A 13,986-nucleotide genomic window follows, 5' to 3' on the forward strand; every position below is an offset into this window, starting at 1 on the left:
CACCCCGTGAGCAAGACCCTCCAAGCCATCCGTGGCATGAACGACATCCTGCCGGAGCAGACCCCTGCCTGGCGCTACCTGGAAAACACCTTCGCCACGCTGCTCGACGGCTATGGCTACAAGGAAATCCGCCTGCCCATCCTCGAGTTCACCGAGCTGTTCGCCCGGGGCATCGGCGAGGGCACCGACGTGGTCGACAAGGAGATGTACACCTTCCTCGACCGCAACGAAGAGTCGCTGACCCTGCGCCCCGAAGGCACAGCCGGTTGCGTGCGTGCCGTCCTCGAGCACGGCCTCACTGGTGGCGGCCAGGTGCAGAAGCTGTGGTACGCCGGCCCGATGTTCCGCTACGAGAAGCCGCAGAAAGGCCGCTACCGCCAGTTCCACCAGATCGGCGTGGAAGTGTTCAACCTCCCGGGGCCGGACATCGACGCCGAGCTGATCGTCCTCACCTGGCGCCTGTGGCAGAAGCTCGGCATCGCCGACGCCGTGACCCTGCAGCTGAACAGCCTGGGTTCCAGCGAGGCCCGTGCGCGCTACCGTGACGCCCTGGTGGCCTACCTGCAGGAGCGTTTCGACCGCCTGGACGAAGACAGCCAGCGTCGCCTCACCACCAACCCGCTGCGCATCCTCGACAGCAAGAATGCCGATACCCAGGCACTGCTGGTGGATGCGCCGACCCTGCACGACTACCTGGACGAAGAGTCCGTCGCGCACTTCGAGGGCCTCAAGGCGCGCCTGGATGCCGTCGGTATCCGCTACGAGATCAACCAGAAGCTGGTGCGCGGCCTCGACTACTACAGCCGTACCGTCTTCGAATGGGTGACCGACAAGCTCGGTGCCCAGGGCACCGTCTGTGCCGGTGGCCGCTACGACGGGCTGGTCAGCCAGTTCGGTGGCAAGCCGACCCCGGGCGTGGGCTTCGCCATGGGCGTCGAGCGCCTGGTGCTGCTGCTGGAGACCCTGCAGCAGATCCCCGACACCCTTAACGCCCCGGCCGACGTCTACATCTGCGCCTTCGGTGAGCCGGCCGAGCTGGCTGCCCTGGCCCTGGCCGAACGCCTGCGTGATGGCCTGCCGGGCCTGCGCCTGCTGGTCAATGCCGCCGCCGGCAGCTTCAAGAGCCAGTTCAAGAAAGCCGACAAGAGCGGCGCACGGTATGCGCTGATCCTGGGTGAGGACGAACTGGCCAAGCGCGTGGTAGGTTTCAAACCCCTGCGCGAAGACCAGGAACAACAGAACATTGCCTGGGATGCTCTGACCGAGCACCTGGCCGCCTGCCTGCAACAGGCTTGAGCTTTGGAACATAGGAGTTGATTGGGGTGAGCACGCGTAGCGAAGACGAAGAACTGGCGGCGATCAAGGATTGGTGGCAGCGCAACGGCAAGCCCCTCGTCACTGGCGGCGCACTGGCGCTGGCCGTGGTGTTCGGCTGGCAGGCCTGGCAGAAGTACCAGACCAACCAGTCCCAGGGCGCCTCCATCGTCTACCAGCAACTGCTGGAGACGGCCCTGAACCCCAGCGGCAAGCCCGACGCCGGCAAGGTCGCGGAGCTGGCGAACAAGCTGAAGAGCGATTTCGGCGGCACTCACTATGCCCAGTACGGCAGCCTGTTCGTCGCCAAGGTGGCGGTGGAGTCCGGCAAGCTGGACGACGCGGCCGCCGAGCTCAAGGCCATCGTCGACAAGCCGGCCGACCCGACCCTGGGCGAGCTGGCACGCCAGCGCCTGGCCCGTGTCCTGGCGGCCCAGGGCAAGGTCGATGACGCCCTGAAGCTGTTGGAAGGCGACGCCACCAAGGCGTTCCTCGCCAGCCGTGAAGAACTCAAGGGTGATCTGCTGGTCCAGCTGGGCCGTGCCGATGATGCCCATGCCGCTTACGAGAAGGCCAAGGCCGCGCTGTCGGATGACGCCGCAGTCGGTGGCCTGCAGATGAAGCTCGACGACCTCGCCAAAGGGGACGCATGACGATGCGCTGGAAATTCGCCGCACTGCTGGCCCTGGCCGTCCTGGCCGCCGGTTGCAGCAGCAACAGCAAGAAGGAACTGCCGCCGGCCGAGCTGCCGAAGATCACCGAAGAGGTCCAGCTCAAGGAAGTCTGGAGCCGCTCCATCGGCGAAGGCCAGGGCGAGACCTACAACATGCTGGTGCCCGCCGTCGACGGCGAGGTCATCTATGCCGGTGACGTCGAAGGCCTGGTGGTCGCCATGGACCGCATGACCGGCGACAAGCTGTGGACCAAGGAACTCGACCTGCCGGTGTCCGGCGCGGTCGGTGCCGGCTATGGCCTGGTGCTGGTGGGAACCCTGAAGGGCGAGGTCATCGCCCTCGACTCCAGCAATGGTGAAGAGCGCTGGCGTGCCCGCGTCAACGGCGAGGTGCTGGCTCCGCCGGCCACCAACGGTGACGTGGTGGTCGTGCAGACCCAGAACGACACCCTGTTCGGCTTCGACGCCTCTACTGGCAACCAGCGCTGGATCTACGAGAACACCCCGGCGGTGCTGACCCTGCGTGGCACCGGTGCACCGGTCGTGACTAACCGTCTGGCGGTGGCCGGCCTGTCGTCCGGCAAGGTGATCGCCCTCGACGTGCAGCGCGGCCTGCCGGTTTGGGAGCAGCGTGTTGCCGTGCCCCAGGGCCGTTCCGAGCTGGATCGCGTGGTGGACATCGACGGTGGCCTGCTGCTGTCCGGTGGCACCCTGTACGTCTCCACCTACCAGGGCCGCGTCGCCGGCCTGGACCTGGAAAGCGGTCGCGTGCTGTGGCAGCGCGAAGCGTCCAGCTACGTGGGCGTCGCCCAGGGCTTCGGCAGCGTCTACGTCAGCCAGGCCAGCGGCACCATCGAAGGCATCGACGAGCGTTCGACCTCGGCCCTGTGGAGCAACGACTCCCTGGCCCGTCGCCAGCTCTCGGCACCCGAGGTGTTCTCCAGCTACGTGGCGGTCGGTGACTTCGAAGGCTACCTGCACCTGCTGAGCCAGGTGGACGGCCACTTCGTCGGTCGCGAGAAGATCGACGGCGACGGCCTGCGCGCCCGTCCGCTGGTGGTGGGCGACATGCTCTACGCCTTCGGCAACGGTGGGAAGCTGGTTGCCCTGACCATCCGCTAAGCTGGTGTTCAATGTCCGGCCGCTGCCGTTCGACGGCAGCGGCCGTTGTGTTTTCTGAAAAATGCAGTGGAGAGCCTCATGGTTCCCGTAATCGCCCTGGTGGGCCGCCCGAACGTCGGCAAGTCCACCCTGTTCAACCGCCTGACCAAGACCCGCAACGCCATCGTCGCGGAGTACGCCGGTCTGACCCGTGATCGCCAGTACGGCGAGGCGAAGTGGCAGGGACGCACCTACATCGTCATCGACACCGGTGGTATCTCGGGTGACGAGCAAGGCATCGACGCGAAGATGGCCGAGCAGTCCCTCCAGGCGATCGAGGAAGCCGATGCCGTGCTGTTCATGGTGGATTCCCGTGCCGGCATGAGCGCTGCCGACCAGTCCATCGCCGAGCACCTGCGCCGCCGCAACAAGCGCACCTTCCTGGTGGCCAACAAGGTCGACACCGTCGACCCGGACCTGGCCCGTGCCGAGTTCAGCCCCCTGGGCCTGGGGGACGCACTGCCCATCGCCGCCGCCCACGGCCGGGGCATCAGCCAGATGCTGCAGGCCGCCCTCGGCGAGTTCCCCCGTGACGACGATGCCGACGAGCAGGAAGCCGCCGAGACCGAAGAGGTCGCCGAAGGCGAGGAGGCCACGCGCATCCCCGGCCCGAGCGAGAAGGACGGCATCAAGATCGCCATCATCGGCCGCCCCAACGTCGGCAAGTCCACCCTGGTGAACCGCATGCTCGGCGAGGAGCGGGTCATCGTCTACGACCAGGCCGGCACCACCCGCGACAGCATCTACATCCCCTTCGAGCGCAACGAAGAGAAGTACACCCTGATCGACACCGCCGGCGTGCGCCGTCGCGGCAAGATCTTCGAGGCGGTGGAAAAGTTCTCGGTGGTGAAGACCCTCCAGGCGATCCAGGACGCCAACGTGGTGATTTTCGTCATGGACGCCCGCGAAGGCGTGGTCGAGCACGACCTCAACCTACTGGGCTTCGTGCTGGAGACGGGTCGTGCCCTGGTCATCGCCCTGAACAAATGGGACGGCATGGAGGCGGGCGAGCGCGACTACGTGAAGACCGAGCTGGAGCGCCGGCTGTTCTTCGTCGACTTCGCCGACATCCACTTCATCTCCGCCCTGCACGGCACGGGCGTGGGCCACCTGTACAAATCCGTCCAGGCTGCCTTCCACTCCGCCATCACCCGCTGGCCCACCAGCCGCCTGACCCAGATCCTCGAGGACGCGGTGCAGGAGCACCAGCCACCGCTGGTCAACGGTCGCCGCATCAAGCTGCGCTACGCCCACCTGGGCGGCGCCAACCCGCCGCTGATCGTGATCCACGGCAACCAGGTGGAGTCGGTGCCCAAGTCCTACACCCGTTACCTGGAGAACACCTACCGCCGGGTCCTGCGCCTGGTCGGTACGCCGATCCGCATTGAGTACAAGGGTGGCGAAAACCCCTTCGAGGGCAAGAAGAACAAGCTCACCGAGCGCCAGGTGAACAAGAAGCGTCGCCTCATGTCGCACCACAAGAAGGCCGAGAAGAAGCGCCGCGACAAGAAGCGCTGATCCTGCTGCCGGTTGGAAGAGGGCGCCTGGGGGCGCCCTTTTTCATGGCGTGCGGCGGCTGTGGTCGGCGGCCCGCACAGCGCTTAAGCTATGGCGCATTTCCCAGTCGCCAACAGCCGGATTGCAATGATCACCAGCAAGCTGCCCAACGTCGGCACCACCATCTTCACCCGCATGTCGCAACTGGCCGCCGAAGTCGGCGCCATCAACCTGTCCCAGGGCTTTCCTGACTTTGCCGCACCCGCCGCGCTGTGCGATGCCGTCGGCCAGCACATCGCCCAGGGGCACAACCAGTACGCGCCCATGACCGGGTTGCCGGCGCTGCGCGAGCAGGTCGCCACCAAAGTGGCGACCTTCTACGGCCGCACGGTCAGCGCCGACAGCGAAGTGACCATCACCCCCGGCGCCACCGAGGCCATTTTCTGCGCCATCCAGGCGGTGGTCCGCGCCGGTGACGAAGTCATCGTCCTCGACCCCTGCTACGACAGCTACGAGCCTTCGGTGGAACTGGCAGGCGGGCGCTGCGTGCACGTACCACTGGCCCTGCCGGGTTTCGCCATCGATTGGCAGCGGATGCAGGATGCGCTCAGCCCGCGCACCCGCATGATCATCCTCAACAGCCCGCACAACCCCAGCGGCGCGCTGATCTCCCGTGCCGAGCTGGACCAGTTGGCGGCGCTGATCCGCGGTCGCGACATCTACCTGGTGTCCGACGAGGTCTACGAACACCTGGTGTTCGATGGCGTCCAGCACGTCAGCGTGCTGGCCCATGACGAGCTCTATGCCCGCGCCTTCGTGGTCAGCTCCTTCGGCAAGACCTACCACGTCACCGGCTGGAAGACCGGCTACGTGGTGGCGCCCCCGGCGCTCTCCGCCGAGCTGCGCAAGGTCCACCAGTACGTCAACTTCTGCGGCGTCACCCCGCTGCAGTGGGCGCTGGCCGACTTCATGGCCACTCACCCCGAGCACCTGGCCGAGCTGCCCGGCTTCTACCAGGCCAAGCGCGACCTCTTCTGCGACCTGCTGGCCGACTCGCGCTTCTGCTTCACCCGCGCCGCCGGCACTTATTTCCAGCTGGTCGACTACAGCGGCATCCGCCCTGACCTGGACGATGTCGCCATGTCCGAGTGGCTCACCCGTGAGCACGGCGTGGCCGCCATTCCCGTCTCGGTGTTCTACCAGCACGCCCCAGCCGACCTGCGGCTGGTGCGCTTCTGCTTCGCCAAACGTGAGGAGACGCTGCGCCAGGCAGCGGAAGAACTATGCGCGATCTGAGCCTTCTGCCCGACCTGAAGCTGGCTCTGGTTCAGACCACCCTGGCCTGGCACGACCGCGACGCCAACTTGGACCGGTTCGAAATCCTGCTGGATTCCGCGCAGGGCGCTGACCTGGTGATCCTGCCGGAGATGTTCACCACCGGCTTCTCCATGGACTCCGAAGCTCTCGCCGAACCCGAACAGGGCCCCACCCATGCCTGGCTCAAGGTCCAGGCTGCCCGGCTGGGTGCCGTGATCACCGGTAGCGTCATCATCCGTGCCGCCGACGGCAGTCACCGCAACCGCTTGCTCTGGGCCCGCCCGGACGGTGAGGTGCTGCATTACGACAAGCGCCACCTGTTCCGCATGGCCGGCGAGCACAAGCACTACAGCCCGGGGGAGACCCAGGCGTTGTTCGAACTCAAGGGTTGGCGGGTACGCCCGCTGATCTGCTACGACCTGCGCTTCCCGGTCTGGAGCCGTGACCCGCACGACACCGACCTGCTGCTGTACACCGCCAACTGGCCTGCTGCCCGCCGTCATCACTGGAACCGTCTGATCCCCGCCCGTGCCATCGAGAACCTCTGCTACGTCGCCGCCGTCAACCGTGTAGGCAGCGACGGAAAAGGCCACCCCTACAGCGGCGATAGTCAGGTGCTCGATTTCCAGGGGGAGCCCTTGCTGAATGCCGATGACGGCGATGGCGTTTTCCGCACGACCCTGTCGGCCACCGCACTGGCCACCTACCGCGAGCGTTTCCCGGCCTACCTCGACGCCGACGGCTTCCAGCTTGCGCCCTGAGCGCCAGGCGACGACGGAAGAGGATCAAGCATGAGCGAACAGAAGCCGCTCCCTGCCTCCGGGCCCCGGTTGGTGCTGGGAGACCGGGTGTTCAACACACCGGTGGAGGTCACCCTCGCGGTGGTCGGGGGCAAGTGGAAAGCGCTGCTGGTCTACCACCTGATGGGGCAGACCCGGCGCTTTTCCGAACTCAAGCGCCTGGTACCGGACATCACTGAGAAGATGCTCGCCCAGCAACTGCGGGAGCTGGAGCGCGACGGCGTGGTCACCCGCACCGTATACGCCGAGGTGCCGCCGCGGGTGGAGTACAGCCTCACCGAGCACGGCCTCAGCCTGCGCCCGGTGCTCGATGCAATGTGTGCCTGGGGCAAGTGCCACTGGCAGCAACAGGGCTGAATCGTCTGATGGCAATGTCCTGGTCATTTCCGAAAGCCACCACCGTAGCCCTTACCATGGCCAGCGTAGGGATGCGTGGATGACAGGCCAGAGGGTGTGCCTGGCGTGGTGTTGCCGCTCCCTGCCCAACATGAACGCAAGGAGCGAACTCAATGCACAAGACACTCATGGCGCTGGGCACCTGCCTGGCGATGGGCCCGGTGATGGCAGCCACCTACTGCGACAGCCGGGGCAACAGCATCAGCGAGTGGATGGCCGGGGTCAGCGTCAATGGCGTGGACCAGGCCTCCGGCAATGACGGTGGCTACCTGGATGCCACCGGCAAGCCACCCTTCCAGCTCACTGGCAAAGGCGACCGCCTGGAACTGCGTCACGGCTTCCGGAGCTACCAGTACACGGAGAACTGGGGCGCCTGGATCGACTTCAACCAGAACGGCACCTTCGAGGCCAGCGAAACGGTGTTGACCGCCCGGGGCAACACGGTTGTATCCGCCCCCATCACCATCCCCTCCGGCGTCACCGGCACCACGCGCATGCGCGTGCAGGTGCGCTGGAGTGCTGCGGCCCAGCCCTGCGGCAACATCGGCTACGGCGAGACCGAGGACTACACCGTCAAGCTGCCGGATGCCCCGGCACCGTCCACCTTCCCCTATACCCTCACCCTGGAGCCCGGTTTCTGGGTGTCCCGCAGTGGTGACCTGGGAGACAACCTGACCCTGGTGGTGGAAGTGGACGGCAAGCGCGTCTTCGGGTGGAGCGCCGCCAGCAGGCTGCGTGACCGGTATTGGCGCAATGCCGCCGGCAGCCGCTACCGCATCTGGCTGGAGGCCGGCAACGGTAATGGCTACAAGACCGTGTCCAACACCGTCAGCTACCAGCCCGGTGTAACCGATCGCGTGGTGCTGACCCGTGATGCCAGCCAGGGCAGTATCAGCCCCTCGGCCGCGTTCCAGGGCAACTGGGTGATTGCCCGCCAGGGGGCCGAGGTGGTGCGCCAGCCGGCCCAGGCGGGCGTGCCGCTGCAGTTCGCCTTCACTTATGGCGAGCGCTATCAGGTCTGGGCCGAGTCCAGCGTGAATGGCAAGGACGAGGCGATCTCCGTCCCGCTGGCCTTCCGCGAGGGGTTCCCGTCGCCCTACATCGACCTGGAGGTGGAGGCGGACTTCCTGCTCCGCCATAACGGTCCGAGTGGCAAGCCACTGAGCTGGGTCATCCGCGAGAACGGCGTCGAAGCCCTGCGCCAGCCCACCGGCGGTGCGTCCGAACTGCGTTATCCCTTCCAGAAGGGAAGCCAGTACAAGGTCTGGATCGAACAGGCCGTGGGGGGCGAATCGGTGCAGGTCTCCGATGCCGAGTATTTCTCACCGGGGCTCACCGATCTCTTCCAGTTGACCATTGGCGCGAACAACAAGGTGACCCGCAGCGGCAGCCCCAGCGATCCCCTGACCTGGGTGATCGAAGAGGACGGCAAAATTGTCCTGGAGCGCGATGCAGCCCACGAGCTGACCCTCGCTTACTCGCCCTACTACCCCACCAGGATCTGGCTGACCCGCTTCGAGAACGGTTACTTCCAGCGCGTATCCAACGTGGTGCGCCTAGGCGGTGCCAGGGCGCTGGCCGAAGGCTACCTGCCGCTCTACCAGTTGCCGGGAGACGGTAGCCAGAACCTGACCCGTCGGTGATCGAAGAGGATGGCCAGATCGTGCTGGAGCGCGGTGCAGAGAGCGAGGAGAGCTATCACTACTTCGCCTACACCCCGGGCAAGCGCTACCGCACCTGGCTGAAGGCGTTCATCGATGGCCGCTACCAGCGGGTGTCGCCGGTGGTCAGCTACTGAGTTCGCTGTTCTGAAACGAAGAACCCCGCCTACTGGCGGGGTTCTTTTTCAGCGCGGTTGCACTCAGGCCGCTTCGGCCTCGGCCTGGCTCAGGGCGCGGTTGAGGGCGCTGAACAGGGCGCGGAAGCTGGCGGTGGTCAGGTTCTCGTCGATGCCGATGCCGTGCAGGGCGCGGCCGCCGTTCACCCGCAGCTCGATGTAGGCAGCGGCCTTGGCGTTGCTGCCGGCCCCGATGGCGTGCTCGGAGTAGTCCATCACTTCCACCTTCACCGGCAGGCTGGCCACCAGCGCTTCCAGCGGGCCCTTGCCCATGCCGCGCAGGTGCTGGGTCTCGCCCTTGACCTGGACCTCGATGTCCACCGCGCTGGTGCCGTTCTCTTCCTGCAGGCGATGGCCTTTCAGGGTGTAGGGCGTGGTGGCCTGCAGGTACTCGGCGTCGAGCAGCTTGTGGATCTGCTCGGCGGTCATTTCCAGGCCGAGGCGGTCGGTTTCCTTCTGCACCACCTGGCTGAACTCGATCTGCATGCGGCGCGGCAGGCTGATGCCGTATTCCTGCTCCAGCAGGAAGGTGATGCCGCCCTTGCCCGACTGGCTGTTGACGCGGATGACTGCCTCGTAGCTGCGGCCGATGTCGGCCGGGTCGATCGGCAGGTAGGGCACCTCCCAGAGCGCGCCGTCCTGCTGCTGGGCGAAGCCCTTGCGGATGGCGTCCTGGTGGGAGCCGGAGAAGGCGGTGTGCACCAGGTCACCCACGTACGGGTGACGCGGGTGGACCGGCAACTGGTTGCACTCTTCCACCACCTTGCGCACGGCGTCGATGTCGGAGAAGTCCAGCTTCGGATGCAGGCCCTGGGTGTACATGTTCAGCGCCAGGGTCACCAGGTCGACGTTGCCGGTGCGTTCGCCGTTGCCGAACAGGCAGCCTTCAACGCGGTCGGCGCCGGCCAGCAGGCCCAGCTCGGTGGCGGCCACGCCGGTGCCGCGGTCGTTGTGGGTGTGCAGGCTGATGATCACGCTGTCGCGCTTGTTGATGTGGCGGCCGAACCACTCGATCTGGTCGGCGTAGACGTTCGGCGTGGCGCACTCAACGGTGGCGGGCAGGTTGAGGATGATCTTGTTGGTCGGGGTCGGTTCCCAGACGTCGATCACCGCGTTGCACACCGCCAGGGAGAAGTCCTGCTCGGTGGAGCTGAAGATTTCCGGTGAGTACTGGAAGGTCCACTGGGTTTCGGGTTGTTCGGCGGCGAGTTGCTTGATCAGGCGCGCGGCGTTGGTGGCGATGTCGATCACGCCCTGGCGGTCCTGGTTGAAGACGATGCGGCGGAAGGACGGCGCGGTGGCGTTGTAGACGTGAACGATGGCCTTCTTCGCGCCCTTGAGGGACTCGAAGGTGCGGGTGATCAGGTCTTCGCGGGCCTGGGTCAGCACCTGGATGGTCACGTCATCGGGGATGTGGCCGCCTTCGATCAGCTCGCGGACGAAGTTGAAGTCGGTGTCGGAGGCGGAGGGGAAGGCCACCTCGATCTCCTTGAGACCGACCTGCACCAGGGTCTTGAAGAAGCGCATCTTCTTCTGCGCATCCATCGGCTCGATCAGCGACTGGTTGCCGTCGCGCAGGTCGGAGCTGCACCAGATCGGCACTTCGGTGATGGTCTTCGACGGCCAGGTGCGGTCCGGGAGGTTGATGGCGGGGAACGGACGGTACTTGCTGGACGGGTCTTTGAGCATGCTCATGGCGAAATCCTTGTGTTGGGCCTGGTCGTGGCGGGGCCCTGGGCGAATGAAAAAGCCGGGATGAGGCGACGCTGTTCAGCTACGCAGTCGCGGGCTGACCAGGCGGAGGCAGACATGCTGCCGGAGGAGGATGAGGGTGTGAGCGTTTTGCATGCGGACAACCCTATTGATTCGGGTTGTGGATGGCAAGTCTTGCGGAAAAATTGGTGGAAAGCAGCTTAAGGAGGATTTCTAAAAGGTTTTTCTGCTTTCTGGGTGGGCGTTGCTTGAGGGGAATTGCGCGTCAGCGTAGCAGGGTCAGGACCGACTGCGGTATCTGGTTGGCCTGCACCAGCACGCTCTGGGCGGCCTGGCGCAGGATCTGCTGGGAGGCGAGGGTGGCGGTTTCGCTGGCGTAGTCGGCGTCGAGGATGCGCGAGCGGCTGGCGCTGACGTTCTCGCCGATGTTCTGCAGGTTGGAGATGGTGGCGTCCAGGCGGTTCTGGATGGCGCCCATGTAGGCACGCTGGCTGTCGACGTAGGCCAGCGCATCGTCGATGTCCATCACCGCCAGGCCGGGTGTCTTGGTCAGGTCGATGTTGTTCAGCGCCATGGCACCGACGTTGAACGAATCCAGCCCTACGTCGATGGTTTCAAAGGCCTTGGCGCCCACCTGCAGGGAAACCTGGGTCCCGCCGCCGGTGGCGTTGGGGTCGAACAGCTTGGGTGGGATGAGCTTGAAGCCGATGGAGCCCGGCACGCCGATGCCCCGGTTGGGTAGTACGTTTTCGGCGGTCAGCACGTCGCCGCTGTCGGCATCGAAGCCGCCGATGGCACCGGTGTCGGCGTTGGTCAGGTTCATGGCGGCGATGAAGGCCGCGCCATCGGTGTTGAATTTCGTGGTGAAGTCCGCCGTGCTGGCGAAGGCCCCGTGGCTGGCATTGGCGAGGGCGTCGTCCAGGGTGGAGTTGGCGTGGCCGGCGAGGTATTGCATCACGTCGCGAATGCCCAGTCCGCCGGCTGCCTTGATCTCGGCGTGCATGTAGCGCACGGCCGCGTAGGAGGCCGAATAGCCGGCGCTGCTGGCGATGCTGCCGAAGGCGCCCATCACCCCGCCGATGCCGCTGGCGGCAATGTCGGCAGCCAGGCGCTCGTCGGCGCCCTGGGCGGCCTCTGCCGTGCCCTCCTTGAACCAGCCGGGCAGGGCGTTGAAATTCATCGTCCGTCCCATCACCGCGTGCACCATCTCGTGGGCCAGCACGCGGTCGGTGTACTGGCCGGGGTTGGTGCCGCCGTTGGGCAGGGTAGAGCCATCGAAATAGGCCAGGTTCACGTTCAGCACCTGGTCGTAGTACTTGCCGCCAGCCCCCGGGGTGCCGGAGACGGAGGCCAGTGCGTTGCTCGACGGATCGTTGGTCAGGGTGATGGTCAGCGGAGCACCGTCCGCCTTCAGCCCGTAGGCATCCAGCACGCGCTTTTCGCCTTCGCCGATCCAGAACCCCTGCAGCGAGTTGAGCACGGCGCGTTCATCGAGCTTGCCCAGGCGTGAGCTGTTGTCCTGGTTGAACACCTGGCGACCACCGAAGGTGGTGGTTTCGTTGACCCGGTTGATCTCCTGGAGGAGCTGCTGTGCCTCCTGGTTGAGCGCGGCGCGCTCGGTGGCGGTGTTGGAGCCGTTCATGGCCTGCAGCCCGAGCGTGCGGATGCGCTGCAGCGCACCGGTCACGCTTTGCAGCGCGCCTTCGCCCACCTGCAGCATGGACAGGCCGTCATTGGCGTTCCGCACGGCAATACCGAGGCCGCGCACCTGAGACGTGAGGGCATTGGAGATTTGCAGGCCGGCCGCATCGTCCTTGGCGCTGTTGATGCGCTGGCCGGTGGAGAGGCGCTGCATGGCCCTGTCGAGCGTCCTGTTGGTGTCGCCCAGTTGCCGCTGCGTGAACGATGAGGCGGTGTTGGTATTGACCGTCAGCATCAGTCGATCGCTCGGACCCTGAGGCCGGGAAATTCCGGCTCGTCAGGGGCATCGGCGGTCGTGCTGGCTTCTTGATGGCCGTTCGTCTCAGGCCGACGAATGGCGGGGGCGCGGGCGTTGCAGTTCGCGTAGGTCCGCACCGCTGGGGTGCTGGAAGACTCGCAGGCCGAACTCCGGGAGGATCGCCAGGAGGTGGTCGAAGATGTCCGACTGGATGGCCTCGTAGCGGGCCCAGGCCGTGGTGCTGGTGAAGCAGTACAGCTCCAGCGGCAGGCCGTCGGCGGTCGGCGCCATCTGCCGCACCAGCAGGGTCATGTCCTGGCGGATCTCCGGGTGGTGGCGCAGGTACTGCTCCACGTAGGCGCGGAAGGTGCCGATGTTGGTCAGCTGACGGCTGTTGACCGGCAGGCGGGCCGACTCGTCCAGCTGGGCATTCCAGCTCAGCAGCTCGCTTTCCTTGGCCTTGAGGTAGCTGTCCAGCAGGCGGAAGCGGCGCAGGCCGGCCTGCTCGTCGGCGCTGAGGAAGTGCACGCTGTTCTGGTCCAGGTAGAGGCTGCGCTTGATCCGCCGTCCGCCCGACTCCTGCATGCCCCGCCAGTTCTTGAACGAGTCGGTGATGAAGCGCTTGGTGGGGATGGTGGTGATGGTCTTGTCCCAGTTCTGCACCTTCACCGTGTGCAGGGCGATGTCGATCACGTCGCCGTCGGCGTTCAGCTGGGGCATCTCCACCCAGTCGCCGACACGGATGATGTCGTTGGAGGTGATCTGCACGCTGGCCACCAGGGACAGCAGCGTGTCCTGGAAGATCAGCATCAGCACCGCGGCCATGGCACCGAGGCCGGACAGCAGGATCAGCGGCGAGCGGTCGATCAGGCTGGCCACCATGAGAATCGCGGCGATGGCGAACACGGCGATCTTCAGCACCTGCAGGTAGCCCTTGATGGGCCGCAGGTGCGCGTCTGGGCGGCGGTTGTAGAGGCTGTTGACGATGTCCAGCAGGGCGCTGATCGCCAGGGCCAGGGTGAGGATGATGAACGCCGCGCAGACATTGGTGACCACCGTCACCAGCGCAGCGGGCAGGCCGGGCACCACCTTCACCCCGGCGGTCAGCACCAGCGCGGGGACGACGTTGGCCAGGCGCTTGATCAGCCCCTGGTCCTGGATCTGCCCGCCGACGAGGCGCAGCAGGCCCTTGAGGAGGATGCGCCGGACGATCCAGTTGGACAGCCAGGCCAGCAGGAGGAGGACGGAGGAGGCGACGAGCGTGTGCAGTTCTGGGTGCTGTCGCAGCCACTCCAGGGAATGGTTGAACGTGTCTTGCATGGGCTGCTCCCTTCAGGGT

Annotated in this window: 12 protein-coding genes; 9 read left to right on the plus strand and 3 right to left on the minus strand. The window is 65.9% G+C overall.

The annotated features are described in order from the left end of the window. The first annotated feature begins 6 nt into the window (after positions 1–6). The 9 genes from hisS (at position 7) to BM198_RS30170 (ending at position 8,956) form a co-directional block, all read left to right on the plus strand. Positions 7–1,296: a histidine--tRNA ligase gene (gene hisS / locus BM198_RS14675; RefSeq protein WP_044405985.1), complete on the plus strand. Its 1,290-nt coding sequence runs from the start codon at positions 7–9 to the stop codon at positions 1,294–1,296. A gap of 26 nt (positions 1,297–1,322) precedes the next feature. Then, entirely contained in the window at positions 1,323–1,967 is a 645-nt protein-coding gene (locus BM198_RS14680; RefSeq protein WP_044405983.1) for a YfgM family protein, read from the plus strand. Positions 1,968–1,969: 2 nt separating this feature from the next. Beyond that, entirely contained in the window at positions 1,970–3,109 is a 1,140-nt protein-coding gene (bamB, locus tag BM198_RS14685) for an outer membrane protein assembly factor BamB (protein WP_074970873.1), read from the plus strand. A 78-nt stretch (positions 3,110–3,187) separates the two neighbouring features. Beyond that, positions 3,188–4,666: a ribosome biogenesis GTPase Der gene (der, locus tag BM198_RS14690; protein ID WP_074970875.1), complete on the plus strand. Its 1,479-nt coding sequence runs from the start codon at positions 3,188–3,190 to the stop codon at positions 4,664–4,666. Positions 4,667–4,792: 126 nt separating this feature from the next. Further along, positions 4,793–5,941, plus strand: coding sequence for a pyridoxal phosphate-dependent aminotransferase (locus tag BM198_RS14695; RefSeq protein ID WP_074970877.1), 1,149 nt, complete (start codon positions 4,793–4,795; stop codon positions 5,939–5,941). After that, positions 5,929–6,723, plus strand: a complete 795-nt coding sequence (locus BM198_RS14700) for an amidohydrolase (RefSeq protein ID WP_074970879.1) — start codon at positions 5,929–5,931, stop codon at positions 6,721–6,723. The genes BM198_RS14695 and BM198_RS14700 overlap by 13 nt, the downstream gene beginning before the upstream one ends. Positions 6,724–6,753: 30 nt before the next feature. Further along, positions 6,754–7,119, plus strand: a complete 366-nt coding sequence (locus tag BM198_RS14705) for a winged helix-turn-helix transcriptional regulator (protein ID WP_044405973.1) — start codon at positions 6,754–6,756, stop codon at positions 7,117–7,119. 152 nt (positions 7,120–7,271) lie between these two features. Then, complete coding sequence (locus BM198_RS14710; protein ID WP_074970881.1) at positions 7,272–8,801, plus strand: GEVED domain-containing protein; 1,530 nt, start codon at positions 7,272–7,274, stop codon at positions 8,799–8,801. Beyond that, entirely contained in the window at positions 8,798–8,956 is a 159-nt protein-coding gene (locus tag BM198_RS30170) for a hypothetical protein (protein ID WP_167368468.1), read from the plus strand. Before BM198_RS14710 ends, BM198_RS30170 begins: the two co-directional genes overlap by 4 nt. A 63-nt stretch (positions 8,957–9,019) precedes the next feature. Here the strand turns inward: BM198_RS30170 and leuA are convergent, their stop codons facing one another. The 3 genes from leuA to BM198_RS14725 all read right to left on the minus strand — a co-directional run bounded on the left by leuA (position 9,020) and on the right by BM198_RS14725 (position 13,967). Then, complete coding sequence (gene leuA, locus BM198_RS14715; protein ID WP_074970883.1) at positions 9,020–10,690, minus strand: 2-isopropylmalate synthase; 1,671 nt, start codon at positions 10,688–10,690, stop codon at positions 9,020–9,022. Positions 10,691–10,973: 283 nt separating this feature from the next. After that, entirely contained in the window at positions 10,974–12,647 is a 1,674-nt protein-coding gene (locus BM198_RS14720) for a flagellinolysin (protein WP_074970885.1), read from the minus strand. An 84-nt stretch (positions 12,648–12,731) separates the two neighbouring features. Next, on the minus strand, positions 12,732–13,967 hold the full coding sequence (locus BM198_RS14725) for a mechanosensitive ion channel family protein (protein ID WP_074970887.1): 1,236 nt from the start codon (positions 13,965–13,967) through the stop codon (positions 12,732–12,734). Between the last annotated feature and the right edge of the window lie 19 nt (positions 13,968–13,986).

The organism is Metapseudomonas otitidis, from assembly GCF_900111835.1.
In the GTDB taxonomy this organism is placed as follows: domain Bacteria; phylum Pseudomonadota; class Gammaproteobacteria; order Pseudomonadales; family Pseudomonadaceae; genus Metapseudomonas; species Metapseudomonas otitidis.

What these genes read in the sequence shown, in the direction of transcription:
- der (WP_074970875.1), top strand. Translation starts at nt 3,188, where the DNA reads ATGGTTCCCGTAATCGCCCTGGTGGGCCGCCCGAACGTCGGCAAGTCC.
- BM198_RS14695 (WP_074970877.1), top strand. Translation starts at nt 4,793, where the DNA reads ATGATCACCAGCAAGCTGCCCAACGTCGGCACCACCATCTTCACCCGC.
- leuA (WP_074970883.1), bottom strand. Translation starts at nt 10,690, where the DNA reads ATGAGCATGCTCAAAGACCCGTCCAGCAAGTACCGTCCGTTCCCCGCC.
- BM198_RS14700 (WP_074970879.1), top strand. Translation starts at nt 5,929, where the DNA reads ATGCGCGATCTGAGCCTTCTGCCCGACCTGAAGCTGGCTCTGGTTCAG.
- BM198_RS14710 (WP_074970881.1), top strand. Translation starts at nt 7,272, where the DNA reads ATGCACAAGACACTCATGGCGCTGGGCACCTGCCTGGCGATGGGCCCG.
- bamB (WP_074970873.1), top strand. Translation starts at nt 1,970, where the DNA reads ATGCGCTGGAAATTCGCCGCACTGCTGGCCCTGGCCGTCCTGGCCGCC.
- BM198_RS14705 (WP_044405973.1), top strand. Translation starts at nt 6,754, where the DNA reads ATGAGCGAACAGAAGCCGCTCCCTGCCTCCGGGCCCCGGTTGGTGCTG.
- BM198_RS14725 (WP_074970887.1), bottom strand. Translation starts at nt 13,967, where the DNA reads ATGCAAGACACGTTCAACCATTCCCTGGAGTGGCTGCGACAGCACCCA.